Raw genomic sequence first — 26,301 nt, forward strand, 5'->3', positions numbered from 1 at the left:
AACAACACAGAGAGAACATTGTCATGAAATTACGTTTAACGCTGTTAACCGCTGCTACCCTGACCGCGTTGTCCTTTGCCGCGCATGCCGTCGAAAAAGGGACAATTATGATTATGGTCAACTCGCTGGATAATCCGTATTACGCCTCTGAAGCGAAAGGCGCCAGCGAAAAAGCGCAAGAATTAGGTTACAAGACCACAATTCTTTCGCACAGCGAAGATGTGAAAAAACAAAATGAGCTCATCGATACCGCCATCGGTAAAAAAGTTCAGGGCATTATCCTTGATAACGCTGACTCAACGGCCAGCGTTGCGGCAATTGAAAAAGCGAAAAAAGCGGGAATACCGATTGTTTTAATCAACCGTGAAATTCCGGTAGATGATGTGGCGCTGGTGCAGATTACCCATAATAACTTCCAGGCCGGTTCGGAAGTCGCCAACGTATTTGTGGAAAAAATGGGTGAAAAAGGCAAATACGCTGAGCTGACCTGTAACCTCGCGGATAATAACTGCGTCACCCGTTCCAAATCATTCCACCAGGTCATCGACCAGTTCCCGGATATGGTCAGCGTCGCGAAACAGGATGCTAAAGGCACGCTGATTGACGGCAAACGCATCATGGACAGCATTCTGCAAGCGCACCCTGACGTGAAAGGCGTTATCTGCGGAAACGGCCCCGTCGCGCTTGGCGCTATCGCCGCCCTGAAAGCCGCTAACCGCAGCGACGTCATTGTCGTCGGCATTGACGGCAGCAACGACGAACGCGACGCGGTGAAAGCGGGTTCGCTGCAGGCTACCGTGATGCTTCAGGCTCAGGCCATCGCAGCGCAGGGGGTGACCGATCTGGATAACTACCTGCAAAACGGCGTGAAGCCCGATAAACAGCGCGTGATGTTCCGCGGCATTCTCATCACTAAAGATAACGCAGATAAAGTCCAGGATTTCAACATCAAGTCCTGATCCCGGGGAGTTGCGCCTCTCACAAGGCGCAGAGGAGAACATTATGTCTAAAAAAGCCTGGCTGGCGCTGGCCGTATTGACCATGGGAGGGTGCCGCATCGTCTCGCAACAGGAACTGGCGGACCTTAAATCTCCCCCTAATCCCCATATGGCCAACATTGACCAAACGTGGCAAAACCAGATTGTCCCGCAGATTGTCGGGCAGGCGCGTCCCGTCGCCGAACTGATGGCGGCGCTGGGCGCGGAAAAAGACATTGACAGCGCCTGTCAAAAGCTGGGCTTTCGTTCTCAGGATGAGAATCCCTGCCTCTTTTACGTCAAGGTAGCAGGAAAGATCAGCCAACTCGACACGGCGTCACGCAGCGGCAAGATGACGGTCGCGGATAAGAGCGGCAGCGATGTGGTCGTCCAGATCGGTCCGACGCTGCGCGGCACGCAGTTGCGCGATGCGTATAAAGGGGCCAGCTACGGTGATTTCAACGACCAGGTGTTGTTCGGCGAATATGGCCGGGCAATTAACGAGCAGGCCGTTAACATGATCCAGGCGGCGCCGCTGAAAACCGGCGAATCCGTCGAGGTGTATGGCGTATTTTCCAGTTGGGATATTCCCCAAACACTGCCTGCGATTACGCCCGCCAAAATCGACCTGGCAGGAGGGGAATAACATGCAGCCGCATAATCGCGTCGCGCCCGACTGCGCTGAGTCTGAAGTGATTATTGAAACCCGTGCGCTGTCGCGCGTTTATCCCGGGGTGGTGGCGTTAGATAATGTGAATTATCGGGTCTACCGGAATAAGGTCAATGTACTGATTGGCGAAAATGGCGCGGGTAAATCGACCATGATGAAAATGCTCGCCGGGGTGGAAACGCCCTCCTCCGGGCAACTGTTTCTTGATGGTCAACCTGTCTCGCTAAATTCGACACATCAGGCGGAGAAACTGGGGATCAGCATTATTTTTCAGGAGCTGAATTTATTTCCCAATATGAACGTCATGGATAATATTTTCATGGCTAACGAATTTTTCCAGAAAGGACGAATCAACGAAAAATATCAGTATGCGTTGGCAAAATCTTTACTGGAAAGACTGGAGCTGGACGTTGACCCTTATACGCCGCTAGGGGAACTCGGCATCGGCCACCAGCAACTGGTGGAAATCGCCCGCGCGCTGTCTAAAGACACGCGAGTGCTGATCATGGATGAACCCACCTCCGCCCTCAGCCAGTCTGAAGTGAAAGTGCTGTTCAACGTGATCGAACAGCTGAAGCGGCGCGGCGTGACCATCATTTATATCTCCCACCGTCTGGAAGAACTGATGGAAATTGGCGACAACATCACCATTTTCCGCGACGGTCGGTTTATCAGCGAACGCCCCGTTCGTGACGCCAGCATTCCGTGGATCATCGAACAGATGGTGGGCGACAAGAAAAAACATTTCGATTACCAGGCCGCGCCACACGGCGACACCGTGCTTGCCGTACAGGGCCTGACCGCGCTTCACCCCAGCGGTGGCTACAAACTCAATGACGTTTCGTTTCGCTTACGCAAAGGCGAAGTGATCGGCATTTACGGTCTGCTGGGCGCCGGGCGCACAGAGTTGTTTAAGGGGCTGGTAGGCCTGATGCCCTGCCAGAGTGGAAAGATAGACCTCAACGGCGAACGCATCGATAACGCCCACTTCCAGTCGCGACTGAAAAAAGGGCTGGCGCTGGTGCCAGAGGACAGACAGGGTGAAGGCGTGGTGCAGATGATGTCGATCCAGTCCAACATGACCTTGTCAGACTTCAGCCTGAAGGGGTTTCGTCGGGCCTGGCAATGGTTGAACCCGCATAAAGAGCAGGCCAGCGTGAAGGAGATGATCCAGCAACTGGCAATTAAGGTCAGCGATCCCGAACTGCCCATTACTTCCCTGAGCGGCGGCAACCAGCAGAAAGTGGTACTGGGCAAGGCGCTGATGACGCAGCCTCAGGTGGTGTTTCTTGATGAACCGACCCGCGGCATCGACGTGGGCGCGAAAACCGACGTCTATCACCTTATCGGCAAAATGGCGCAGCAAGGGTTGGCAGTGATGTTTTCGTCATCCGAACTCGACGAAGTGATGGCGCTGGCGGATCGCATTCTGGTCATGGCCGATGGCCGCATTACCGCCGATGTCCCCCGCGATGCCGTCACGCGCGAGGCGTTAATCGCCGCGTCTACCCCACAAGATTATTCAGGCTGGAATCCATCATGAACCAGAAATATATGATTTATATGTACCTGCTAAAGGCCAGAACATTCATCGCGTTGCTGCTGGTGATTGCGTTCTTTAGCGTGATGGTACCGAATTTCCTGACCACGTCTAACCTGCTGATTATGACGCAGCATGTGGCAATCACCGGGCTTCTGGCCATTGGCATGACGCTGGTGATCCTGACGGGCGGCATCGACCTGTCCGTGGGCGCCGTCGCCGGGATCTGCGGCATGGTGGCGGGCGCGCTGTTGACCAACGGCCTGCCTATCTGGGGCGGTAATATCCTCTTTTTTAACGTGCCGGAGGTGATCCTCTGCGTCGCCCTGTTCGGCATCCTCGTCGGGTTCATCAACGGCGCGGTAATTACCCGCTTCGGCGTGGCGCCGTTTATCTGCACCCTCGGCATGATGTATGTCGCCAGGGGCTCCGCCCTGCTGTTTAACGACGGCAGCACCTACCCCAACCTCAACGGGATGGAGGCGCTGGGCAACACCGGTTTCGCCACGCTGGGCTCCGGCACCCTGTTGGGCATTTATCTGCCTATCTGGCTGATGATTGGCTTCCTGCTGCTGGGTTATTGGATCACCACCAAAACGCCGCTTGGCCGCTATATCTACGCCATCGGCGGCAACGAGTCCGCCGCGCGCCTCGCCGGCGTGCCGATCGTTAAAACAAAAGTCTTTGTATACGCCTTCTCCGGACTGTGCGCGGCCTTTGTCGGACTGATTGTCGCCTCGCAGCTGCAAACCGCGCATCCGATGACCGGCAATATGTTTGAAATGGACGCCATTGGCGCCACCGTACTGGGCGGAACCGCGCTGGCAGGTGGGCGCGGCAGGGTTTCCGGCTCCATTATCGGCGCTTTCGTCATCGTCTTTCTCGCCGACGGGATGGTCATGATGGGCGTCAGTGACTTCTGGCAGATGGTCATTAAAGGGGTGGTTATCGTCACCGCCGTGGTGGTCGATCAGTTCCAGCAAAAGCTCCAGAACAAGGTCATTCTGATGCGCCGCCATGAAGAAAAGCTGGCGGCGGCGCCCTCGGCAAAAACCGCATCAAGCTAAACCGCATCATTCCGCCGGGCGGAGGCTGCCCGGCTTAAACAGGAGAAAAAATATGCAACGCAATTTTCAGGGGAAAACCGTGGTTATCACCGGGGCATGTCGGGGAATTGGCGCCGGCATCGCCGAACGCTTCGCCCGCGACGGCGCAAATCTGGTGATGGTGTCCAACGCGGAGCGCGTCCACGACACCGCAGAGCAACTGCGCCAGCGCTATCAGGCGGATATCCTGTCAATGCAGGTCGATGTGACCGATGAGGCGCAGGTGCAGTCGCTGTACGAGCAGGCCGCCGCCCGCTTCGGGACTGTCGATGTATCCATCCAGAATGCCGGAGTCATCACCATCGACTATTTCGACCGGATGCCGAAGGCGGATTTCGAGAAAGTGTTGGCGGTAAACACTACCGGGGTATGGTTGTGCTGTCGTGAAGCGGCAAAATACATGGTTAAACAGAATCAGGGCTGCCTGATCAACACCTCGTCAGGTCAGGGGCGGCAGGGCTTTATCTACACCCCGCATTACGCCGCCAGCAAGATGGGCGTTATCGGTATCACCCAGAGTCTGGCGCACGAGCTGGCGCCGTGGAATATCACCGTCAACGCCTTCTGTCCAGGCATTATCGAAAGCGAAATGTGGGATTACAACGATCGCGTGTGGGGCGAGATTCTCAGCAGCGAAGAAAAACGCTACGGCAAAGGGGAACTGATGGCGGAATGGGTGAAAGGGATCCCGATGAAACGGGCCGGGAAACCCGAGGATGTCGCCGGGCTGGTGGCTTTCCTTGCCTCTGACGATGCGCGTTACCTTACCGGGCAGACCATTAATATTGATGGCGGCCTGATCATGTCGTAATCCCCGCCGGGGACTATGTGGAGAGAAATCACTATGATCGCAAAAGATTTTGCCCGGCAGTTATTTAACCTCGAAGGGCGCGTCGCCTTCGTTACCGGCGCGGGTAGCGGTATCGGCCAGATGATAGCCTGGGCCCTTGCCAGCGCGGGCGCGCGCGTGGTCGGTTTTGACCTGCGGGAAGACGGCGGGCTGAAAGAGACCGTACAGAATATCGAGGCCATCGGCGGGCAGGCCGTCCTCTACGCGGGCGATGTCCGGCAACTCAGCGACCTGCGCGCGGCCATCGCTTTCACCCACGAACGTTTTGGTCGCCTCGATATCGCGGTTAACGCCGCCGGGATCGCGAACGCTAACCCGGCGCTGGAAATGGAAAGCGAGCAGTGGCAGCGGGTGATTGATATCAACCTGACGGGCGTGTGGAACTCGTGCAAAGCCGAAGCGGAACTGATGCTGAAAAGCGGTGGCGGCGCCATTATTAATATCGCCTCTATGTCCGGGATCATCGTGAACCGGGGCCTTGATCAGGCGCATTACAACAGTTCGAAAGCCGGCGTGATCCATCTTTCGAAAAGTCTGGCGATGGAGTGGATTGAGAAAGGGATTCGGGTCAACTCCATCAGCCCGGGTTATACCGCCACGCCAATGAATACCCGCCCGGAAATGGTGCATCAGACGCGGGAATTTGAAAGCCAGACGCCGATTCAACGTATGGCGAAGGTGGAAGAGATGGCCGGTCCGGCGCTGTTTCTCGCCAGCGATGCCGCGTCGTTTTGCACGGGGGTAGATTTGGTGGTGGATGGCGGGTTTATCTGCTGGTAAACATTCGCCCGCAGCCAGTGAAGACTGCGGGCTTTCATTTTTCTGAATCTCAGCAATGGCCTGAAGCCGGAAAGCGTCAGGCGCCCGCGATTACCCGACTCTTCTCATCTCTTCTTACTGTGTATGTAAACAGTAGGCGTCCTTTTTTCAGAAAACGTTTAGATCTACATGCCGGGAAACAGTACGCCGTTGCCTGGCGCTTCGCGATCCAGATGAATAAAGTTCAGATGGCGTTCATACTGGTCGAGAATATCGGTAATCACCTGCTCTTTGCTGTAGTCCATCAGGTCGTTACCCTGACTGCCTTCCAGCAGGAAAGTTTCCAGACGATAGTAGGTCGATTTACCACTGCGGGCACGGTAGGTGAACCCCGGCACCGCGTACTGCTGCGGCCAGATCTGGTAGATAAAATTCCGTTCGTCGCCCATGTATACCCGCAGATCCAGATGGCCGAGGTTTTCGCCCTCTTCCGGCGGCAGGCTTTTTAGCGCTACCCTGGCACCGCGCAGTGTGAGCTCCTGGGCCACTTCTTCCATCGCCGGGAAGCATACCGTCTCCATCATCTGGCGGGTATAGCGCGTGCCCGGATAGTTCATCAGCCGCGATAAGCGTTTTTTCCAGCTCAGCCGATCCTGTACGCCCATCGGACGCGGCGCGGTGTGTCGGCTGGCGCTTTCCCGGCGATAATCCTCGACCTTCAGCGATTTATACAGCCCGGCCATGACAAAGAATATGACGAAGCTAAACGGTAGCCCCATGATGACCGTGGTGTTCTGCAGCGCGGAAATACCGTTTGTCATCAACATGCCGAGCGTCAGCAGGCCGATGGCGACAGACCAGAAAATGCGCAGCCAGTTTGGCGCATCGCTGTTAATGTCTTTTAGCTTAGTAAAGTTACCCAACACCAGCGCGCCGGAATCTGCGGAGGTCACATAGAACAGCAGGCCTGTGATTGTCGCCACCGAGGCGCTGAAGGTGAACGCCGGATACTGGGCCAGCAGGCTGTAAAATCCACGCTCCGGATGCGCCATCGCTTCGGATGCAAAGCCTGCATCGCCGTGAATAATTTCGTACAGCGCGCTGTTGCCAAACACCGACAGCCACAGCAGGGTAAAGGTGAACGGAATAATCAGCGTGCCGAAAACGAACTGACGAATCGTACGCCCGCGCGAAATACGCGCCAGGAACAAGCCGACAAACGGTGACCACGCCACCCACCACGCCCAGAAAAACAGCGTCCAGTTGTTCATCCACTCGACCGGGCGATCAAAAGCAAAGCTGTTCAACGTCATGCCCATAAAGCGATTCACGTAATCACCCACGTTAAGCACCAGCGCATTGAGCAGGAATGACGTATCGCCCATAAACAGCACAAACAGAATCAGTCCCAGCGCCAGCGCAACGTTCAGTTCGGACAGCACGCGAATGCCCTTATCGACGCCCGAGGTGACAGAAATTGTGGCGATAATCACCGACAGCACTATCAGCGCCGCCTTTGCCGCCATTGAGTCCGGGATATCGAACAGCACGCTAAGCCCGTAGTTCAGTTGCACCACGCCAATCCCGAGGGTGGTGGCGATGCCGAAGATGGTGCCAATCACCGCCGCGATGTCCACGCTGTGTCCTATCGGTCCGTTGATTCGTTTACCAAAGATGGGATAGAGCGCCGAACGAATGGTCAACGGCAGGTTATAGCGATAGCTGAAGTAGCCCAGCGCCATGCCCATCAGCGCATACATCGACCAGCCGGTCAGACCGTAGTGAAACAGGGTCCAGACCATCGACTGGCGAGCCGCTTCGACCGTCTGCCCCGCCCCTTCCGGCGGCTGCATATACTGCGTGACCGGTTCCGCGACCGAGAAAAACATCAGGTCGATACCAATCCCGGCGGCAAATAACATCGCAGCCCAGCTTAGCAGGCTGAATTCTGGTTTGGACTGCTCAGGCCCGAGCTTCACTGAGCCAAAGCGCGAACAGGCGATAAAAATGACGAAGACGATATACAGCGTGGCGGCCAACAGATAATACCAGCCGAAGGTTTTCGATACCCAGTTCAACGTCTTGCCGATCCAGGCGGCGGAGAAATCACTAAAGAAGATCGTGGTCAGGGAAAACAACAAAATCAGCCCGGCGGACGTATAAAAAACAACCGGATTGATTTTGTCTTTTTCTCTGCACGAGGGAAGGTCTGACATCCAGTATCCTCACTTTTATTGCAACTATTTGAAATCAAAGACGTAACAATTAATACACATTTATATTGAACGTTCAATCAAAAACCGTTCTAATAGATAAACAAAACTGATGAATGGAGTCCGAAAATGCCCAAACTGGGGATGCAACCGATTCGGCAACGGCAGCTGATTAACGCCACGCTGGAGGCGATCAATGAGGTGGGAATGCACGATGCGACGATCGCGCAGATCGCCCGTCGCGCCGGGGTTTCGACCGGCATCATCAGCCATTACTTCAGGGATAAGAATGGATTGCTGGAGGCGACGATGCGCGACATCACCAGCCAGCTCCGCCATGCGGTTTTGCATCGGCTGCGTGCGCTCCAGGGCGCCCGTGCCGAACTGCGCCTGCGGGCCATCGTCGCGGGGAATTTTGACGACACGCAGATAAGCCACGCGGCGATGAAAGCGTGGCTGGCCTTCTGGGCCAGCAGTATGCATCAGCCGATGCTGTATCGCCTTCAGCAGGTTGCCAGTAAGCGCCTGCTGTCGAATATCGTCTACGAATTTAAGCGTGAACTGCCGCGCGAACAGGCGCAGCAGGCGGGTTACGGACTGGCGGCGCTGATTGACGGGCTTTGGCTACGCGCCGCGCTGAGCGGCGAACCGTTTAATCTGAGTCTCGCCCAGGCGCTGACCACCCATTTCATCAGTCAGCATTTGCCGAAAGCCACTGACTAAACGAGGAGAACGCATGTCGCGAATGGCAGAACAACAGCTTTATATAGACGGTGGTTATACCGCCGCCGCCAGCGGTCACACCTTCGATACCATCAATCCTGCCAATGGCGATATTCTGGCGACGGTTCACGCCGCAGGGCGTGACGATGTTGATCGCGCCGTAAAAAGCGCCCAACGCGGACAAAAAATTTGGGCGGCGATGACCGCGATGGAACGTTCGCGCATTCTGCGCCGGGCGGTGGATATTCTGCGCGAACGCAATGACGAGCTGGCCAGACTGGAAACGCTGGATACCGGAAAGCCGTTCAGCGAAACCGCCAGCGTGGATATCGTGACCGGCGCGGACGTACTGGAGTATTACGCCGGGCTGATCCCGTCACTGGAAGGCAGCCAGATCCCGCTGCGCGAGTCCGCTTTCGTTTACACTCGCCGCGAGCCGTTGGGCGTGGTGGCAGGGATCGGCGCATGGAACTACCCGATTCAAATCGCGCTGTGGAAGTCTGCTCCGGCGCTGGCGGCGGGCAATGCGATGATCTTCAAACCCAGCGAAGTGACGCCGCTCACCGCGTTAAAGCTGGCGGAAATCTACAGCGAAGCGGGTCTGCCGGACGGCGTATTTAACGTGTTGCCGGGCGCGGGTGCGGAAACGGGCCAGTATCTGACCGAACATCCCGGCATTGCCAAAGTGTCGTTTACCGGCGGGGTTGCCAGCGGCAAAAAAGTGATGGCGCATTCCGCGGCCTCCTCACTGAAAGAGGTCACGATGGAGCTGGGCGGTAAATCGCCGCTGATTATTTTCGAGGACGCCAACGTTAATCTGGCTGCCGACATCGCCATGATGGCGAATTTCTACAGCGCCGGGCAGGTCTGTACCAACGGCACCCGCGTGTTTATCCCGACAAAGATGAAAAGCGCCTTTGAACAGACGATCCTCTCCCGCGTGGCGCGAATTCGCGCAGGCGATCTGTTTGATCCGGCAACTAACTTCGGGCCTCTGGTCAGCTTCGCGCATCGGGAAAACGTTCTGCGCTATATCGAAAGCGGCAAGCGCGAAGGCGCAACGCTACTGTGCGGCGGCGGCGCACTGAAAGGCCGCGACGTTGAACATGGCGCGTGGGTTGCGCCAACGGTGTTCACCGACTGTCGCGACGAGATGACCATCGTACGGGAAGAAATCTTTGGCCCGGTCATGTCAATTCTCACCTATGAGCGCGAAGACGAGGTAATTCGCCGCGCCAACGCGACCGACTATGGTCTGGCGGCAGGCGTGGTCACGCAGGATCTCAACCGTGCGCATCGGGTTATCCACCAGCTCGAGGCCGGGATCTGCTGGATCAACACCTGGGGGGAATCCCCGGCGGAAATGCCGGTCGGCGGCTATAAGCACTCTGGCATTGGTCGTGAAAACGGCGTGATGACGCTGCAAAACTACACCCAGGTAAAATCCATCCAGATCGAGATGGCCCCCTTCCAGTCCGTCTTTTAACCAGGAGGTCTCATTGCATTTTGACTATATCATTATTGGCGCCGGTTCTGCCGGCAACGTACTGGCAACACGACTGACAGAAGACAGCAATACCACCGTTCTGCTTTTAGAGGCGGGCGGCCCGGACTACCGTGCGGATTTTCGCACTCAGATGCCCGCGGCGCTGGCCTATCCCCTTCAGGGGAAACGCTATAACTGGGCGTATGAAACCGAGCCGGAACCGCACATGAATTATCGCCGGATGGAGTGCGGACGCGGCAAAGGACTGGGCGGTTCCTCGTTGATTAACGGCATGTGCTATGTTCGCGGCAACGCGATGGATCTCGACAACTGGGCAAACGAACCCGGACTCGAACACTGGAGCTATCTCCACTGCCTGCCCTACTACCGTAAGGCGGAATCGCGCGATATCGGCGCAAACGACTATCACGGCGGCGACGGCCCGGTCTGCGTGACCACCTCGAAACCCAATGTGAATCCGTTGTTCGACGCGATGATCGAGGCGGGCGTACAGGCCGGTTATCCGCGCACGGACGATCTTAACGGTTACCAGCAGGAAGGCTTTGGCCCGATGGATCGCACCGTAACGCCGCAGGGACGTCGCGCCAGCACCGCGCGCGGCTATCTCGATCAGGCAAGAAAACGTCCTAACCTGACGATAATCACCCACGCGCTGACCGATCACATCATCTTTGATGGCAAAAAGGCGGTGGGCGTGGAGTGGCTGGAAGGCGACGGCACCATTCCGACCACAGCCACAGCGGAAAAAGAGGTGCTGTTATGCGCCGGGGCGATTGCTTCGCCGCAGATTCTGCAGCGTTCCGGCGTTGGCGACGCGGCGTTGCTGAAAGCGTTTGCTATTCCGCTGGTTCATCACCTGCCCGGCGTCGGCGAAAACCTGCAGGATCATCTGGAGATGTACCTGCAATACGCCTGTAAAAAACCGGTCTCCCTGTACCCGGCTCTGCAATGGTGGAATCAACCGAAGATCGGCGCCGAATGGCTGTTTGGCGGCACCGGCATTGGCGCGAGCAACCATTTCGAAGCGGGCGGTTTTATCCGCAGCCGGGACGCGTTTACCTGGCCAAACATTCAGTATCACTTTCTGCCGGTCGCGATCAATTACAACGGCTCGAACGCGGTTAAAGAACATGGCTTCCAGTGCCACGTCGGCTCTATGCGCTCGCCAAGCCGCGGCCACGTCCATCTTAAATCACGCGATCCGCGCGAGCACCCGGCAATTTTGTTTAATTACATGTCGACCGACCAGGACTGGCAGGAGTTTCGCGACGCCATTCGCATTACCCGTGAAATCATCAACCAGCCCGCGCTGGATCCCTTTCGCGGACGGGAAATAAGCCCTGGCAGCGACTGCCAGAGCGACGAACAACTGGACGCGTTTGTGCGCGAGCACGCCGAGACGGCGTTTCATCCCTGCGGCACCTGCAAAATGGGCTTTGATGAAATGGCGGTCGTGGACGGCGAAGGCCGGGTTCACGGCGTGGAAAACCTGCGCGTGGTGGACGCTTCAATCATGCCGCAAATCATCACCGGCAACCTGAACGCGACCACAATCATGATTGGCGAAAAGCTTGCCGATGCTATTCGCGGTCGCGCCCCGCTGGCAAAAAGCACAGCCAGCTATTACGTGGCGGGCGACACGCCGGTACGCCAGGCGCCACGGCGGTAACGGTCTGTATGGTCTGATAACGCGGCGCGTATCAGGCCGCTTCCGAATACCCATAACGCTTCTATACTGAAAAGACATTCCTTTAAAAGAGAACGTTATGCCGTTACCCGATTTTCACGTCTCCGAACCCTACACCCTCGGCATTGAGCTGGAAACGCAGGTGGTTAATCCACCGGGCTATGACCTGAGCCAGGATTCTTCGCGGCTGATTGCCGCCGTGAAAGACCGGGTCACCGCCGGTGAAGTCAAACATGACATCACCGAAAGCATGCTGGAACTGGCGACCGATGTGTGTCACAACATCGACCAGGCCGCCGCACAGTTTTCCGCCATGCAGCAGGTGATTCTCCACGCTGCGGCGGAGCACCACATTGAGATTTGTGGCGGGGGCACCCATCCGTTTCAAAAATGGCAGCGGCAGGAAGTGTGCGATAACGAGCGCTATCAGCGGACGCTGGAGAATTTTGGCTACCTCATTCAGCAGGCGACCGTGTTTGGTCAGCACGTACACGTCGGTTGCGCCAGCGGTGACGACGCGATCTATCTGCTGCACGGGCTGTCACACTTCGTGCCGCACTTTATCGCGCTCTCTGCCGCTTCGCCTTATATGCAGGGTTCTGACACCCGTTTCGCCTCATCGCGGCTGAATATTTTCTCCGGTTTTCCGGACAACGGTCCGATGCCGTGGGTCAGTAACTGGCAGGAATTTGAGGGGCTATTCCGTCGGCTCAGTTACACCAGCATGATCGAAAGTATTAAAGATTTGCACTGGGATATCCGACCGAGTCCGCATTTTGGCACCGTGGAAGTGCGGGTGATGGATACGCCGCTCACCTTGTCTCATGCCGTCAACATCGCGGGACTGATTCAGGCGACCGCGCACTGGCTTTTGACCGAGCGACCATTTAAACACCAGGAACGCGATTACCTGCTGTATAAGTTCAACCGCTTTCAGGCCTGCCGTTACGGGCTGGATGGCATTCTGACCGACGTACATACCGGCGATCATCATAAACTGTCAGAGGACACCCTGCGTCTGCTGGAGAAAGTCGCCCCCTCGGCGGATAAAGTGGGCGCAGGCAGCGCGATCGAGGCCCTGACCCGTCAGGTGAGAAACGGCGGCAGCGAAGCGCAAAAGATGCGGGAATTTGTCGCCGATGGCGGGTCGTTGATTGGTCTGGTGAAAAAACATTGCGAGATCTGGGCGGGGTAACAGGACGGCGTTTGCGTTGTCCGGCGTAATCCCGGACAATGGCTTTTTTAACTCACATTTAACAATGCCATGAAACACCCGCTTGAATCGCTGATGACTGCCGCCGGTATTTTGCTGATGGCTTTTCTGTCCTGCCTGTTGCTGCCCGCCCCGTCTCTGGGACTGACGCTGGCGCAAAAGCTGGTTGACGCCTTTCATCTGATGGATCTCAACCAGCTTTATACGCTGCTGTTCTGCCTGTGGTTTTTAGCGCTTGGCGCTGTCGAATATTTTGTGCTCCGCTACGTCTGGCGTCGCTGGTTTTCGCTGGCCGGTTAAGCCCGTGAAGTCGCGCATGCCGTGCACCAGCGCTTCGCACCACGCGGTGTAGTCATGCCCGCTCGACCACGGATGAAAACTGACCGTGTAGCCCTTTTCTTTGAGTACCTTTTCAAACGCCAGCGTGTTGCGATAAATGCCGCCGTTCGGCCCTTCCTGTTCAAAACGCCCGGCTTGTAGCCAGAAGGTAATCGGGTAGCGCGGCGAGTTCTGATACTGCCGCGTCAGCCAGGCGGGCGCCTCCCCGTGCGGCGCCCACCAGTAGGAGCCGGAAAGACTCAGCACATTGCCAAACAGCCGTGGGTAGCGCAGCGCCACCCACGACGACGCCAGTCCCCCATAGCTGGACCCGGCCAGCACCGTTTTCTGCCGCTGGAGGGATATGCCCCGCTGCGCCAGCCAGGGCGTCAGCTCGTGCGCCATGAAATCGGCAAAGTCCGGGTTTGGCGGCAGCTCTTTTCCACGACGCGGATGATCGAGCGAGTCCACAAATACCACATTGATCGGCGGAAGCTGATGGCGGGCAATCAGACCGTCAACTATCCGGTCGATATGGTAGTCATCAAGGTAGGTTTTACCGTCAAACAGGATCAACGTCCAACGCGCCGGCTGCGCCACTCGCGGACGGTAGAGAGCGATTTCCCGGCGATTGCCTAACCGTTCGCTTTTCAGCATCTGACGGGTAAGCGCGCCGTGCGTCAACGGCTGTGCAGCGGCCTGCGCCGAACAAAAACGCGGCGGGCCAAGATCGATTAACGACGACTGGTTCCAGCGATCGGCATGCTTATCGCCGATCCGCAACGGGTTATAAGGATCGGCCTGCGCGCTGACCAGGATCGCGCGTCGCTGATCGCGGGGCGAACCGCTGACTTTTGGCACATCCGGCGCCAGTTTGTACTGCATAACCGTATCCGCAGGCACAACATAGCTGCGAAACCAGACGTCGGAATGGCCGAGTCGAAACAGCGGATCGTGCTCGCCTGCCGGCGAGCCAAACAGAAAAACGTTTTGCTTCGCGCCGCGCCAGAGAAAGGTGATCCGTTTATGGTTAGCGTCGACAGGTTCGACCAGCGGCGTACCGTAACGCTGCCGATCCTGCCAGAAATCCGCAGTTCCCGCCCCGGCGGCAATCGCTTTTTCCAGCCGCTGTAGCGTCGGGCTGACCGGGGAAATTCGCTGCGTGCGCGGCAGCGGCGTCGTCTCTTTCATCTGCCAGCTAAACTGCCAGCGCGCGCCTTCGTTACCATGCAGCACCAGCGAGGTAGTCTGCTGTACGGGTAACGAAAACAGCAAATGATGCTCGCCATCGTCGGGGCCGTCTTCCAGTAATGTGCGGATACGCCGGTTTTGACCGTCGAGCAGACGGGCATCGGTGACGCCGGACAGCGTTGCGGAAACATAGTTTTCGTTTAGCGGAGGAAGGACAAAACAGACTTCGCCGCTGGCATCAAATTTTCCCTGCTGCTCGCCGTGGAGCGAGGGAGTCGAACAGGACATCGCCTGAGCCGACAGGGTTCCCAGCCCCAGGAGCAAACCACTCCACGCCATTTTCATTGGCTAACCGTTCCTGAAGAAATGTGTCAGCCACGCTAATGTAAATGGGAATGATTTGCAATAAGATTTGTAAGCGGAATGTTACTCCGCCTGTCGCGGCCTGATAACACTATGCCGGGTGTGTCCGGCTGTGGTTCTCTTTGCGGTAGGCGCCCGGCGGCTGATTAAACGTGCGGGTAAAGATGCGGGTAAACGTCTGCTGCGAATCAAAACCGTAGCGCAAACAGATATCGTATACTTTTTCGTCGGATTCGCGCAAATCCCGCGCCGCCAGCAGCAGCTTACGCTCGCGGATGTAGCGCCCGAGACTCTCCCCTTTGTACTGCATAAAAAGACGCTGCAGATGCCACTTGGAATACCCCGCGTGGCGGGCGATATCGTCAATACGCAACGGTTGATTCAAATTTTCATCAATCCATTCGACAATAGTGTCGATTACCTGAGCAGAAATGGTCATTCAGCACTCCTCTCCTGCAAATTGCTCGTGTTCTCCCACCATGCCGTGAACTGTTGCGCCGGATCGTCGAGCTTCACCGGTTCGCCCAGCGTCGGAGTGAGCAGGCGGTAGGGTTTATGACGGCTGGCCAGCGCCAGCCGCTTATAAGGATCATCCCAGGTGTGTTTCGCCAGCACAAAACGTCCGGCATGCCCCGGTAAGATGGCTCTGGCGCGCAGATCCTGTGCCGCCTGAGCGGTTTCCTCCGGCATCATGTGGATGTATTTCCAGTCCGGGTCGTACTGACCGTTTTCCATGATCGCCAGATCGATTGCGCCAAACTGTTCGCCAATCGCCCGAAAGTGCGGGCCGTAGCCAGAGTCGCCGCTGTAGTAAATTTTCTGTTCCGGCGTTTCAAACAGAAAACTGGCCCACAGCGTCTGGTTACGCTTGATGCCGCGTCCGGAAAAATGGCGGGCGGGCAGTACGTGAATATAGAGCCCGTCATCCACCCGCACAGACTGGTGCCAGTCACGCTCCTCAATGATGTCGCCGTTCATACCCCAGTACCGCAAATGCGAACCGACGCCGAGCGGCGTAATCACCCGCTTCACTTTTGGCATCAACGCCTTGATGGTGGCGTAATCCAGATGGTCATAATGATCGTGAGAAATGATCAACAGATCGATCGCCGGCATTGCCTGGGCGGTCCAGGGGTAATCACCGACAAACGCTTTGTTGAGAAAAGAAAACGGCGCCGCGTAACGGCTGAAGACCGGGTCGATCAGAATGCGTTTTCCGCCGAGCTGCAAATACCACGACGAGTGGCCAAGCCAGATCAGCGTGTCCCTGTCGGCGGGCAGAGCTGCAATATCGGTCGCTACCAGCGGTAACGGCTGCGCCGGACGCGCGTTCTCTCGCTTTGCGACCAGGAATTCCCACCAGGCCGCCAGCAGACTTTTATTTCCGGTATAGCCCGGCCCTGGCACCTGATTATGGAATTGCCCATCACGATAATTGACGGACTGTTCAAACTGACTGAGCTGAGCCCCTTGCGGCGCCTGACCGAAGCCAGCATTGAGGACAAACGGTAACGTTGCGGCACTGGCAATGATCATCATAACAACCACACAAACTGTGAGACGCTTCATATCCTGACCTGAAAACGCGCTCCCGTCCGGTAGTCTGCGCGGCTGACTCTTGATTATGAGTGAGTAAGCACTCATTATAGAAATCGGAAATTTCGCGTCAAGACGTTTTTCAATCTTTGACATTCCCCGTTGCGGCGCTGCAAAGGCCGTGTTTCAATTCGGGTTTTAGACTGATAAGGGTAAAATGTAGTGGCTCGTCCGAAGAGTGAAGACAAAAAACTGGCATTACTGGAGGCAGCAACCACGGCAATCGCGCAGTCCGGGATCGCGGCTTCTACCGCCGTGATTGCCCGTAATGCAGGCGTGGCGGAAGGAACATTATTTCGCTATTTCGCGACCAAAGACGAGTTAATTAACGAACTTTACCTCCATCTTAAGCACAGCCTGTGTCAGTCAATGATCGCCAGGCTGGATCGCTCGCTGACCGATGCCAAAGCGATGACCTTTTATATCTGGAGCAGCTATATCCGCTGGGGGCTGGAACAGACGCACGGGCACCGCGCGATACGCCAACTGGCGGTCAGCGAGAAAATCACCAAAGAGACAGAACAAAAGGCCGACGCCATGTTTCCTGAGCTGCACGATCTTTGCCATCGTGCGGTCCTGCCGGTCTTTATGTCAGACGAATATCGCGCCTTCGGCGACGCGCTGTTTTTAACCCTGGCCGAAACCACCATGGAGTTTGCCACTCGCGAACCGGCTCGCGCCAGTGAGTTTATCTCTCTCGGTTTTGAAGCGATGTGGCGCGCCCTCACCCGCGAGGAATTCTGATGAATGATAAAACGCTGTATGATTGCGCGCGCCGTCTGGCGCTGGCTTTTCCGTTTACCGAACATTGCTGGCCGTTTGGCCCGGAATATGACGTCTTTAAAGTGGGCGGTAAGATCTTCATGATTGCCACCGACGTGAACAATCGCAGAGTGATTAATCTGAAGTCCGATCCGCAAAAATCGCTGTTAAATCAGCAGATATACCCGAGCATCACGCCTGGTTACCACATGAACAAAAAGCACTGGATTTCCGTCACGCCCGGCGACGATATCAGCGAGTCGCTGCTGGAAGAACTGGTTAACGATTCGTGGAATCTGGTAGTTGACGGTCTGACGAAGCGCGACCAAAAACGGATCCGCCCGCGCTGATTGGTCGTGACAGACGATAACTGTTTTCGCATTTTCTCACTTATCATCTGCCGGAGAACCTTGTACCCTGCGGGGTAATGAAACAAACCGGGAGTAGTTATGGATATCGTATCAGTTGCCTTAAAACGTCATTCCACCAAGGCCTTCGACCCCAGCAAAAAATTGACCGCTGAACAGGCAGAAAAGATAAAAACGCTGCTGCAATACAGCCCGTCCAGCACCAACTCTCAGCCGTGGCACTTTATTATCGCCAGCACCGACGAAGGCAAGACGCGCGTCGCGAAGTCTGCCGCCGGAAACTATGTGTTCAATGAACGCAAAATGCTCGACGCTTCACACGTGGTGGTGTTCTGCGCCAAAACGGCGATGGACGACGCCTGGCTGGAGCGCGTGGTCGATCAGGAGGAGGCGGATGGTCGCTTCCCGAACGCCGAAGCAAAAGCGGCTAACCACAAAGGCCGCACCTTCTTCGCCGATATGCACCGTAAAACCCTTCACGATGATGCGCACTGGATGGCAAAACAGGTTTACCTGAACGTGGGGAATTTCCTGCTCGGCGTCGCCGCGCTGGGGCTGGACGCCGTACCTATCGAAGGCTTTGACGCTGAGATCCTTGACGCCGAATTTGGCCTGAAAGATAAAGGGTTCACCAGCGTGGTCGTGGTCCCTGTCGGTCATCACAGCGTCGAAGATTTCAATGCTTCACTGCCGAAATCCCGCCTGCCGTTATCCACCACCCTGACGGAAGTGTAACTATTGAGATAAGAATGCCAGGCAGCAGTTCGTTGCTGGCTGGCAAATTATCAGGACATTCCTCATTACTTCCCCGCGCCATAAGTCCTGAACTGGATCAGAGTTTACTCGCGCCCGTAATGGCGAATAAATACACTTATGATTTATTCCCGGGTTTTATCATGTTCCCCACTCACTCTCTTTTTCGCCTGAGTGCGCCGCCCTCACTCAGACTGGTAACACTGGGGTTGGGCTGCCTGTACTGGCTTTTGATCGTTCACATCCCCTGGCCAAACAGGGGTGATTACGGCATGAACCTGCCGATGAATCTGCTGAGCTGGTCGGCAATTTGCCTTCAGGCGCTCATCATCTGGTTGCTACTGAAAGCGGATAAACTGCGGCTTACCCCAACATTTCTGCTGTTACTGGCTGGCGCGATCCTGTTCACCCTCCCTCTGCTTTGGTCACCCCATGCCGGATTATCCATTGCCCTCCCCCGCATCGTCGGCATATGGGGCGGCGTACTGATTTATCTCGCCCTGGTGCAACAGCCTGTACGCGAAAAAGATATCGTCGCGCTTTTTTATCTTTTAGCGTCCGCGGCAATTATTGAGACCGCTATTTCACTGGCCGGGTTTTACTGTCCGGAAATATTACCTTTCCCGCTTAAAGACCTGGCGGTTAATTATAAAGGCTATGCCCCCGGCATTTTCCAGCAGCTGAACGTTACCGCCTCATTTCTGGCAACGGGATTACTGGCGCTTCTTTTTTTGCTGGCCGATAAGCGCCGCTCGTTGCTTAATCCGCGTACTGAACTTGTACGTTTAGCCGTGCTCAGTACATCGTTGCTCGTAATATCCGCTACGCTGGTGCTGTTTCATTCCCGGATCGGCTGGCTTGGCGGCGTATGCGGAATGATTTGCGCCTCGCTCCTGTTCGGTCATCACTCCTTCCGCGACCGCACGACGTTATATCGCCGTTTTCTGATCGTAATTTTGCCCATTGCTGGCTGTATTATGGGTAGCCAGTTGCTTAATCAGTCCGTATCGGATTCGTTAATCCACGAAAGCTCAACCCATCAGCGATACTTAACGCTGGAATATACACTGCGAATGATACTGATACATCCCTGGCAAGGCTGGGGAATGGGAATGTTTGAATCCACGTACCAGCATTTTATGGCTACGCTACCTTTCGCTAACCCCAACAGGGAAATGATGCAGCATCCCCATAACGAAACGCTATTTATTTGGTGGGAAGGTGGCGCGGTTGCTCTGATGGGCGGGCTATCTGTTTTTATGGGATGGATCAGTTTATTTCGTCGACGCAAAAACGTATGGCAGTGGGCAGCGTTGCTGACGACATTGCCAATTTTGCTGCACACGCAGGTCGAATTCCCGCTTTATTATTCAGTGGCGCATTTTTTTGCCATTTTACTGCTTATGTCCGCAGCGGACGGACGTCATTCACGCTGTCAGGTACCTCTTCGTCCCCTGCGCCCCGTTCTCGCCGCCCTCTCGGTGTATGGCATCGTGCTCTCACTACAGCTCTTTCGTACCAGCATAACGCTGGGTAATTTTGAAACCGGCAGACTGAAAGCGCCGGACAGTATCGCACAGTTGGATGTCCCCTGGCTGATGCAGCTGCGCTGGCAACGCGCCCTCTCGCAGTTACATCTGCTGCATTACAATCAATCAGGGGACCTTGCGGAACTCAAGCGGTATGTCGGAGAAAATGCGCAATGGATAACACTGCATATGGAAGAAGACGCCTATAACGATCAGATTGCTATTTTAGCGTTTCTGCGCCGCGACCAGGAAGCGCAAACGTTAAAAGAATATGCGCAGCGTCTGATGCCGTGGGACAAAAGATTCAGGTCGTAACAGGGTTCCATCCTTCCAGTCGCGGGAGCCTGAAGCTGGCAAAATTTGCATAAACTCCGTACAGCGGTCATCATAGGCCGCTGTTTTATAAAGGAGACGTTATGCAGGATTTAATTACCCAGGTCGAAGATTTAGCGGGTATAGAGATGAATCACACCACGTCGCTGGTGATGATTTTTGGCATTATTTTCCTTACCGCCGTGATTGTGCATATCATTTTGCACTGGGTGGTTCTACGCACATTCGAAAAACGCGCCACCGCCAGTTCGCGCCTGTGGCTGCAAATTATTACGCAAAATAAATTATTCCACCGCCTGGCGTTTACCCTTCAGGGGATCATCGTCAATATCCAGGCGGCGCTGTGGCTGCAAAAAGGCAGCGAGGCGGCAGAAATGTTAACCACCTGCGCGCAGCTGTGGATCATGATGTATGCCCTGCTGTCGCTGTTCTCCCTGCTGGACGTGATTTTTAATTTGTCGCAGAAATTACCGGCGGCATCTCAGCTTCCGCTCAAAGGCATCTTTCAGGGAATCAAACTGATTAGCGCGATTATCGTTGGCATTCTGATGATTTCACTGTTAATTGGCCAGTCGCCAGCGATTTTAATAAGCGGCCTGGGCGCGATGGCGGCGGTGTTAATGCTGGTGTTTAAAGATCCAATCCTGGGGCTGGTCGCCGGGATCCAACTGTCCGCCAACGACATGCTTAAGCTGGGCGACTGGCTGGAGATGCCGAAATACGGCGCGGACGGCGCGGTGATCGACATCGGACTGACGACCGTAAAAGTGCGTAACTGGGATAACACCATCACCACCATTCCGACCTGGTCGCTGGTCTCTGACTCGTTCAAAAACTGGAGCGGCATGTCGGCTTCCGGTGGTCGGCGTATTAAGCGCAGCATCAACATTGACGCCACCAGCATTCATTTTCTTGATGAAGATGAAAAAGCGCGCCTGTATAAAGCGCAACTGCTGAAACCCTATTTAGACACCCGTCATCAGGAAATTGACGCCTGGAACCAGCAGCGCAATGCGCCGGAATCCGTATTAAACCATCGCCGGATGACCAATATCGGCACCTTCCGCGCCTATCTGAACGAGTATTTACGTAACCATCCGCGCATTCGCCAGGATATGACGTTAATGGTGCGCCAGCTCGCCCCGGACGATCACGGACTGCCGATGGAAATTTATGCCTTCACCAATACCGTGGTCTGGCTGGAATATGAAAGTATTCAGGCCGATATTTTCGACCACATTTTTTCGGTGGTGGAAGAGTTTGGTTTACGCATTCATCAGTCGCCGACCGGCAACGATATTCGCTCGCTGGCCAGCGCATTGCCGAAATAAGTCAGGTACTGGCGCGCGAAACATAGCGCCAGTTCATCATCACCCTTTCCGTCGGCGCATCCGGATTATCGATCTTATTTAAAAGCAGCTCGACCGCCTTGCGCCCGATATCCCGCGACGGTTGTTCGATGGTGGTCAGTGAAACCATTTCCGCCACTTCCGTGCCGTCAAACCCTACCACGGCGATATCCTCCGGCACCCGCAGCCCGGCCTGTTCAATGGCGCGTAGCGCCCCTGCCGCCAGCGTGTCGGAAACAGCAAATACCGCATCCGGCGGGGTATTCTGGAGTAACGCTTGCATCGCCTTCCTGCCCGCGCCGGAACTGAGATCGCTGGCGTATTCCACCGCCTGGTAATCGAGATCGCGAAGGTGAATGACGCTCTTATAACCACGCTCACGCAGACGGGCGTATTTATAGCTCAGGTCATGGTTGATAAGCGCAATACGCTGCCGTCCGCTGTCGGCAAGCTGACTGACCACATGCTGCGAGGCATCGACGTCGTTAATTCCCACGCAGGAAACCGCGCCCGCATCGGCGTATTCCGCACACTGTACCCACGGCGCATTGCCAATCAGTTCCGCGAGTTCCGGCAGTTTCGAGAAGGCATCCATGGTGATAATGCCGTCGACGATTTTGCCGGACAGCAGACTCAGGCCCGAACGGGAACGTTCGATATCGGAACCGGAATTGCACAACAGAATCCGGTAGCCATTTTTCTCCGCCTCTTCTTCAATGCCTTTGACCACTTCAGCGCAAAACGGATTCGCGATATTAGAGACCATCACCAGAATCATATAACTTCGTGCGGTGCGTAACTGCCGCGCCAGCAGGTTTGGCTGATAGTTACTCTCTTTGATCGCCTGCAGCACCCGCTCGCGGTTTTTCGCCTTCACCGTATCGCTGTTATTGAGCACGCGCGACACCGTAGCCACCGACACGCCAGCCAGCCTGGCGATTTTCTGAATAGACATAACGACGACACATCCTGCGGTTAGCGTTTTGTGCAGGCTATCATAAATTTGTTGCCCGGCGAACCGGGCAACGCGTCATTGTTCAACGCGCACCCAGCGCTGCTGCTGATGGCTTTTCACAATGGCATCAATGATATACATCACGTTTGCGCCGTCATGGAAGGTTGCGAACTGCGGCGCCTCCGGCATCGCGCCCGCCTGTACCGCCCGGTAGAACTGCGCCATCATATTTTTGAAGGCATCCGGCCAGCCTTCAATGTGCCCGCCGGGGAAGTGGGCGCTGTCGGCCACATCGCGGTTCATCAGCCCCGGATCGTCGCTCAGCGCCTGGTTGGCCTGTGCGCGATGGCCGATCCACAACTGCTGCGGGATTTCCTGATCCCACGCCACCGACCGCTCGCTGCCGTTGATCTCAAACGTCAGGCGGTTTTTGCGCCCGGCGCTCACCTGCGAGACGCTAAAGCTGCCTTTGCTGCCGTCGTCAAAGCGGAACAGCACCGAACCAAAATCTTCGGTGGTGACCCGCTTGTCTTCGTACTGCGCGTTTTCGTCTTGAGTGAAGGTCTGATTACCCGCTACGTTAGACTTGCGCGTCGGCCAGACGATGGCGAGATCGGCCATCACCTCCGTAATGCGCCTGCCGGTGACAAACTGCACCGTGTCGCACCAGTGGGAGCCGATATCCGCCACCGCCCGCGACGCGCCGCCCAGCGCCGCATCCACCCGCCAGTTGTAGTCGGTTTCCAGCAGCATCCAGTCCTGCAAATAGCTGCCGTGCGAAGCAAACAGCCGCCCGATGCTGCCCGCGCGCATCATACTCGCCGCCTGGCGCACCATCGCAAACTGGCGATAGACGAAGCTCACACCGTGCACCACGCCCGCCTGCTCCGCCAGCGCCACCAGCTCGCGCGCCTCGTCCGGGGTCATGCACAGCGGTTTTTCGGAAAATACGTGCTTACCCGCACGCAGGATCTTGCGGTTGATCTCCGCGTGCAGATGGTTCGGCGTGCAGTTGTGCACCACGTGCAAATCAGGGTATGCGAGCAGCTCCTCCACGCTGGCGCAGGCGTGCGGCACGTTAAGCTGGCGCGCTTTCTCCTGCGCCCCGGCAAACATACCGTCGCAGAGCGCCACCACCTGCACAAACCCGAGGCGCCTGAGCGCCTCGATATGCGCCGGGCCGATAAACCCGCTGCCGATAATGCCGACGTTAATCATCGTTGCCCCCTGCGGCAAAATCATCAAACGCGCGTCCGGAAACGGGAATGATGTGGCGGCGGATAAACGCGCTGCCCTCCCTGGCGCCGATATCGCCATCCTTCAGGCAGCACTCCCACTCCAGCACCGCCCAGCCGTCGTAGTCGTACTGGGTCAGCTTGCTGAAGATACCTTTAAAGTCAATCTGCCCGTCGCCGAGCGACCGGAAGCGGCCAGCGCGGTTGATCCACGGCTGATAGCCGCCGTACACGCCGCTGCGCCCGCTGGGGCGGAACTCGGCGTCCTTAACGTGAAACGCTTTTATACGCGTATGGTAGATGTCGATAAAAGTCAGATAATCCATCTGCTGCAACAGCATATGGCTTGGGTCGTAGAGAATGTTGCAGCGCGGATGGTTATCCACCAGCGCCAGAAAACGCTCGAAGGTCACGCCGTCATGCAGATCTTCCCCCGGATGCAGCTCAAAGCAGACGTCAACGCCCTGCTCGTCGAAGGCGTCCAGAATCGGAAGCCAGCGGTCTGCCAGTTCCTGAAACGCTTCCTGAAAACGCTGCTCGTTATGCGGCGGCCACGGGTAGAAAAACGGCCACGCCAGCGAGCCGGAGAAGGTGGCATGGGCCTTCAGGCCTAACCGGGAGGACGCCACCGCCGCCTGCTTCAGTTTTTCTGTTGCCCACGCCCGGCGCGCCGCATCGTTACCGCGCACGGACGCGGGCGCGAAATGGTCAAACGCGTCGCTGTAAACCGGGTTTACCGCCACAAGCTGCCCTTCCAGATGGGTCGACAGTTCGCTGATGACCAGCCCATGCGCGGCAAGCTTACTGGTGATGTCATCGCAATAGGCCTGGCTTTCTGCGGCTTTCTCGACATCAAAAATGTGCGGATGGTTACAGGGGATCTGCACCGCTTTGTAACCCTTCGCCGCTGCCCAACCTGCCAGCCCGTCAAGCGTGTTGAACGGCGCGTTCTCACCAATAAACTGCGACAAAAATATGCCGGGCCCTTTTATCGTCCTCATACCCCCTCCTGAACATTACGCCTTGTCATCGTCATACTTAAACGTGAGAAGGAAAATCAGCGCGATCGCCGCGGCAGCCACCGCCGGGATCCACCAGAATGTCACCCACGCCTGCGGCACGGTCTGCCCGGCCACCAGGCGGTTATAGAGCGCGCCGGAAATCTGCGAGCCGAGCAACATGCCGATGCCGTAGGTAAACATTACGATCATGCTCTGGGCCTGACCTTTGACCTTTTCACCGGCGACCCGGTCGGTATAGATAAAGCCGACGACAAAGAAGAAATCGTAGCAGACGCCGTGCAGCAGGATGCCGAGATAGAGCAGGATGCGCCCCTCCTCGCTGACGCCCAGCGCGAACATGGCATAACGCACGAACCACGCCAGCATGCCGATCAGCAGCATCACCTTCACGCCCAGGCGGCGGAACAGCAGCGGGATGACCAGCATGAAGAAGATTTCGGACATCTGCCCGAAGGACATGGCGGTGCTGACGTCGGCAATACCGGCATCCGCCAGATACGAGGCGGTGTAGGCGTAGTAGGTTCCCAGCGGGACGGAGATCAGCATCGCGCAAACGGAGAAGACGAAAAAGTGGCGGGTTTTAAGCAGCGCGAAGGCATCCGCGCAGAAGAGATCGCGCACCCTGACCGGCAGGCCTTTCGCCGGAGCCGGCGTGTGCGGCAGCGTCAGGCTGTAGAGAGCCAGCAGCACGGAGCTTGCCGCCGCCACCTGGAAGATGGTGACGCTGGACGCCACGCCGGTGACGCCGATAAAAATGCCCGCCACGATCCAGCCGATGGTGCCGAACACGCGCACCACCGGGAAAGTTTTATCTACGTTTGCCAGGCTGTGAAAGGCGATATTGTTGGTCAGCGCCAGCGTCGGCATGTAGCAAAGCGTGTAGCCAAACAGCAGGCTAATCAGCAGCGCGCCATTTTCGGCAATCAGCGCGCCCGGTACGAACCACAGGATTGCCGCGCCCGCCAGGTGCATCACCGCCATCACCTTCTGCGAGGCGAAGAAGCGGTCCACCAGCATCCCGAGCACGAACGGCGAAAGAATGGAGGCGATTGGCCCGGCGGAGAACGCATCGCCGATCAGCAAAGACATGTTGTGCCGGGTCATCACCAGGCCGAGCGTGACCGACCAGCTCCCCCAGATGAAAAACTGCAGAAACATCATCAGCGACAGACGCGGCACCAGCAGCCGGTGCTGTGTTATCGCCTTTTCACTACTTTCAGTTGACACCATGATAAGCCTCACCCTTAAAAGTAATCGATTACAAAATGCAACAAACAAAAAG

General features: G+C 56.3%; 24 protein-coding genes. 16 read left to right on the forward strand and 8 right to left on the reverse strand.

What is annotated here, in order from left to right; translation table 11 throughout:
• Positions 1 to 23 precede the first annotated feature (23 nt).
• From JY391_RS15465 to JY391_RS15490, 6 genes are read left to right on the forward strand one after another with little or no spacing between them, the layout of a single operon-like run.
• Positions 24 to 959, forward strand: coding sequence for a D-ribose ABC transporter substrate-binding protein (locus tag JY391_RS15465; protein WP_042285653.1), 936 nt, complete (start codon positions 24 to 26; stop codon positions 957 to 959).
• A gap of 43 nt (positions 960 to 1,002) precedes the next feature.
• Positions 1,003 to 1,623, forward strand: a complete 621-nt coding sequence (locus tag JY391_RS15470; protein ID WP_042285655.1) for a DUF2291 family protein — start codon at positions 1,003 to 1,005, stop codon at positions 1,621 to 1,623.
• Position 1,624: 1 nt separating this feature from the next.
• Positions 1,625 to 3,190: a sugar ABC transporter ATP-binding protein gene (locus JY391_RS15475; protein ID WP_211934572.1), complete on the forward strand. Its 1,566-nt coding sequence runs from the start codon at positions 1,625 to 1,627 to the stop codon at positions 3,188 to 3,190.
• A complete protein-coding gene (locus JY391_RS15480; protein WP_042285659.1) occupies positions 3,187 to 4,254 on the forward strand; it encodes an ABC transporter permease in 1,068 nt (355 codons plus the stop codon). The genes JY391_RS15475 and JY391_RS15480 overlap by 4 nt, the downstream gene beginning before the upstream one ends.
• A 52-nt stretch (positions 4,255 to 4,306) precedes the next feature.
• Entirely contained in the window at positions 4,307 to 5,104 is a 798-nt protein-coding gene (locus JY391_RS15485; RefSeq protein WP_211934573.1) for a glucose 1-dehydrogenase, read from the forward strand.
• A gap of 33 nt (positions 5,105 to 5,137) precedes the next feature.
• Positions 5,138 to 5,923, forward strand: coding sequence for an SDR family oxidoreductase (locus JY391_RS15490; RefSeq protein ID WP_211934574.1), 786 nt, complete (start codon positions 5,138 to 5,140; stop codon positions 5,921 to 5,923).
• Positions 5,924 to 6,087: 164 nt separating this feature from the next.
• Here the strand turns inward: JY391_RS15490 and JY391_RS15495 are convergent, their stop codons facing one another.
• On the reverse strand, positions 6,088 to 8,118 hold the full coding sequence (locus JY391_RS15495; protein WP_211934575.1) for a choline transporter: 2,031 nt from the start codon (positions 8,116 to 8,118) through the stop codon (positions 6,088 to 6,090).
• A 126-nt stretch (positions 8,119 to 8,244) separates the two neighbouring features.
• Between JY391_RS15495 and betI the strand changes: the two genes are divergently transcribed.
• From betI to JY391_RS15520, 5 genes are all read left to right on the forward strand, one after another.
• Complete coding sequence (gene betI / locus JY391_RS15500) at positions 8,245 to 8,838, forward strand: transcriptional regulator BetI (RefSeq protein WP_042285669.1); 594 nt, start codon at positions 8,245 to 8,247, stop codon at positions 8,836 to 8,838.
• Between the two features lie 13 nt (positions 8,839 to 8,851).
• A complete protein-coding gene (betB, locus tag JY391_RS15505) occupies positions 8,852 to 10,324 on the forward strand; it encodes a betaine-aldehyde dehydrogenase (RefSeq protein WP_042285671.1) in 1,473 nt (490 codons plus the stop codon).
• Between the two features lie 13 nt (positions 10,325 to 10,337).
• Positions 10,338 to 12,014 (forward strand): choline dehydrogenase, encoded by a 1,677-nt coding sequence (betA, locus tag JY391_RS15510; RefSeq protein WP_199956474.1) that lies wholly within the window; start codon positions 10,338 to 10,340, stop codon positions 12,012 to 12,014.
• Between the two features lie 97 nt (positions 12,015 to 12,111).
• On the forward strand, positions 12,112 to 13,227 hold the full coding sequence (locus JY391_RS15515; protein WP_042285676.1) for a YbdK family carboxylate-amine ligase: 1,116 nt from the start codon (positions 12,112 to 12,114) through the stop codon (positions 13,225 to 13,227).
• A 69-nt stretch (positions 13,228 to 13,296) separates the two neighbouring features.
• Entirely contained in the window at positions 13,297 to 13,545 is a 249-nt protein-coding gene (locus JY391_RS15520) for a DUF1158 domain-containing protein (protein ID WP_042285680.1), read from the forward strand.
• Here JY391_RS15520 and JY391_RS15525 read toward each other — a convergent pair.
• From JY391_RS15525 to JY391_RS15535, 3 genes are all read right to left on the reverse strand, one after another.
• Positions 13,474 to 15,099, reverse strand: a complete 1,626-nt coding sequence (locus JY391_RS15525; protein WP_211934576.1) for an alpha/beta hydrolase-fold protein — start codon at positions 15,097 to 15,099, stop codon at positions 13,474 to 13,476. The genes JY391_RS15520 and JY391_RS15525 overlap by 72 nt on opposite strands.
• 109 nt (positions 15,100 to 15,208) lie before the next feature.
• Entirely contained in the window at positions 15,209 to 15,556 is a 348-nt protein-coding gene (locus JY391_RS15530; protein ID WP_042285684.1) for a RamA family antibiotic efflux transcriptional regulator, read from the reverse strand.
• On the reverse strand, positions 15,553 to 16,686 hold the full coding sequence (locus JY391_RS15535; protein ID WP_042285686.1) for an MBL fold metallo-hydrolase: 1,134 nt from the start codon (positions 16,684 to 16,686) through the stop codon (positions 15,553 to 15,555). Before JY391_RS15535 ends, JY391_RS15530 begins: the two co-directional genes overlap by 4 nt.
• 189 nt (positions 16,687 to 16,875) lie before the next feature.
• On the opposite strand from JY391_RS15535, the gene JY391_RS15540 reads away from it, so the two are divergent.
• The 5 genes from JY391_RS15540 to JY391_RS15560 all read left to right on the forward strand — a co-directional run bounded on the left by JY391_RS15540 (position 16,876) and on the right by JY391_RS15560 (position 21,789).
• Entirely contained in the window at positions 16,876 to 17,457 is a 582-nt protein-coding gene (locus JY391_RS15540; protein WP_042285688.1) for a TetR/AcrR family transcriptional regulator, read from the forward strand.
• Positions 17,457 to 17,825, forward strand: coding sequence for an MmcQ/YjbR family DNA-binding protein (locus tag JY391_RS15545; protein ID WP_042285689.1), 369 nt, complete (start codon positions 17,457 to 17,459; stop codon positions 17,823 to 17,825). Before JY391_RS15540 ends, JY391_RS15545 begins: the two co-directional genes overlap by 1 nt.
• Before the next feature lie 99 nt (positions 17,826 to 17,924).
• A complete protein-coding gene (gene nfsB, locus JY391_RS15550) occupies positions 17,925 to 18,578 on the forward strand; it encodes an oxygen-insensitive NAD(P)H nitroreductase (RefSeq protein ID WP_211934577.1) in 654 nt (217 codons plus the stop codon).
• 290 nt (positions 18,579 to 18,868) lie between these two features.
• Complete coding sequence (locus tag JY391_RS15555; protein ID WP_211934578.1) at positions 18,869 to 20,440, forward strand: PglL family O-oligosaccharyltransferase; 1,572 nt, start codon at positions 18,869 to 18,871, stop codon at positions 20,438 to 20,440.
• Positions 20,441 to 20,541: 101 nt separating this feature from the next.
• Positions 20,542 to 21,789: a mechanosensitive ion channel family protein gene (locus tag JY391_RS15560; protein ID WP_060568947.1), complete on the forward strand. Its 1,248-nt coding sequence runs from the start codon at positions 20,542 to 20,544 to the stop codon at positions 21,787 to 21,789.
• 1 nt (position 21,790) lies between these two features.
• Here the strand turns inward: JY391_RS15560 and JY391_RS15565 are convergent, their stop codons facing one another.
• The 4 genes from JY391_RS15565 to JY391_RS15580 form a co-directional block, all read right to left on the reverse strand.
• Positions 21,791 to 22,762 carry a LacI family DNA-binding transcriptional regulator gene (locus JY391_RS15565; protein WP_181821829.1) on the reverse strand — a complete coding sequence of 324 codons (972 nt, stop codon included), beginning with the start codon at positions 22,760 to 22,762 and terminating at the stop codon, positions 21,791 to 21,793.
• A 75-nt stretch (positions 22,763 to 22,837) separates the two neighbouring features.
• Positions 22,838 to 23,980 (reverse strand): Gfo/Idh/MocA family protein, encoded by a 1,143-nt coding sequence (locus tag JY391_RS15570; RefSeq protein ID WP_211934579.1) that lies wholly within the window; start codon positions 23,978 to 23,980, stop codon positions 22,838 to 22,840.
• Positions 23,973 to 24,998, reverse strand: a complete 1,026-nt coding sequence (locus JY391_RS15575; protein ID WP_211934580.1) for a sugar phosphate isomerase/epimerase family protein — start codon at positions 24,996 to 24,998, stop codon at positions 23,973 to 23,975. Before JY391_RS15575 ends, JY391_RS15570 begins: the two co-directional genes overlap by 8 nt.
• A gap of 15 nt (positions 24,999 to 25,013) precedes the next feature.
• A complete protein-coding gene (locus tag JY391_RS15580; RefSeq protein WP_211934581.1) occupies positions 25,014 to 26,249 on the reverse strand; it encodes an MFS transporter in 1,236 nt (411 codons plus the stop codon).
• Positions 26,250 to 26,301 lie beyond the last annotated feature (52 nt).

Source organism: Citrobacter sedlakii (assembly GCF_018128425.1).
In the GTDB taxonomy this organism is placed as follows: domain Bacteria; phylum Pseudomonadota; class Gammaproteobacteria; order Enterobacterales; family Enterobacteriaceae; genus Citrobacter_A; species Citrobacter_A sedlakii.

Coding starts and splice junctions, on each gene's coding strand:
- JY391_RS15465 (WP_042285653.1), top strand. CDS start 24: ATGAAATTACGTTTAACGCTGTTAACCGCTGCTACCCTGACCGCGTTG.
- JY391_RS15470 (WP_042285655.1), top strand. CDS start 1,003: ATGTCTAAAAAAGCCTGGCTGGCGCTGGCCGTATTGACCATGGGAGGG.
- JY391_RS15475 (WP_211934572.1), top strand. CDS start 1,625: ATGCAGCCGCATAATCGCGTCGCGCCCGACTGCGCTGAGTCTGAAGTG.
- JY391_RS15480 (WP_042285659.1), top strand. CDS start 3,187: ATGAACCAGAAATATATGATTTATATGTACCTGCTAAAGGCCAGAACA.
- JY391_RS15485 (WP_211934573.1), top strand. CDS start 4,307: ATGCAACGCAATTTTCAGGGGAAAACCGTGGTTATCACCGGGGCATGT.
- JY391_RS15490 (WP_211934574.1), top strand. CDS start 5,138: ATGATCGCAAAAGATTTTGCCCGGCAGTTATTTAACCTCGAAGGGCGC.
- JY391_RS15495 (WP_211934575.1), bottom strand. CDS start 8,118: ATGTCAGACCTTCCCTCGTGCAGAGAAAAAGACAAAATCAATCCGGTT.
- betI (WP_042285669.1), top strand. CDS start 8,245: ATGCCCAAACTGGGGATGCAACCGATTCGGCAACGGCAGCTGATTAAC.
- betB (WP_042285671.1), top strand. CDS start 8,852: ATGTCGCGAATGGCAGAACAACAGCTTTATATAGACGGTGGTTATACC.
- JY391_RS15515 (WP_042285676.1), top strand. CDS start 12,112: ATGCCGTTACCCGATTTTCACGTCTCCGAACCCTACACCCTCGGCATT.
- JY391_RS15520 (WP_042285680.1), top strand. CDS start 13,297: ATGAAACACCCGCTTGAATCGCTGATGACTGCCGCCGGTATTTTGCTG.
- JY391_RS15525 (WP_211934576.1), bottom strand. CDS start 15,099: ATGAAAATGGCGTGGAGTGGTTTGCTCCTGGGGCTGGGAACCCTGTCG.
- JY391_RS15530 (WP_042285684.1), bottom strand. CDS start 15,556: ATGACCATTTCTGCTCAGGTAATCGACACTATTGTCGAATGGATTGAT.
- JY391_RS15535 (WP_042285686.1), bottom strand. CDS start 16,686: ATGAAGCGTCTCACAGTTTGTGTGGTTGTTATGATGATCATTGCCAGT.
- JY391_RS15545 (WP_042285689.1), top strand. CDS start 17,457: ATGAATGATAAAACGCTGTATGATTGCGCGCGCCGTCTGGCGCTGGCT.
- nfsB (WP_211934577.1), top strand. CDS start 17,925: ATGGATATCGTATCAGTTGCCTTAAAACGTCATTCCACCAAGGCCTTC.
- JY391_RS15555 (WP_211934578.1), top strand. CDS start 18,869: ATGAACCTGCCGATGAATCTGCTGAGCTGGTCGGCAATTTGCCTTCAG.
- JY391_RS15560 (WP_060568947.1), top strand. CDS start 20,542: ATGCAGGATTTAATTACCCAGGTCGAAGATTTAGCGGGTATAGAGATG.
- JY391_RS15565 (WP_181821829.1), bottom strand. CDS start 22,762: ATGTCTATTCAGAAAATCGCCAGGCTGGCTGGCGTGTCGGTGGCTACG.
- JY391_RS15570 (WP_211934579.1), bottom strand. CDS start 23,980: ATGATTAACGTCGGCATTATCGGCAGCGGGTTTATCGGCCCGGCGCAT.
- JY391_RS15575 (WP_211934580.1), bottom strand. CDS start 24,998: ATGAGGACGATAAAAGGGCCCGGCATATTTTTGTCGCAGTTTATTGGT.
- JY391_RS15580 (WP_211934581.1), bottom strand. CDS start 26,249: ATGGTGTCAACTGAAAGTAGTGAAAAGGCGATAACACAGCACCGGCTG.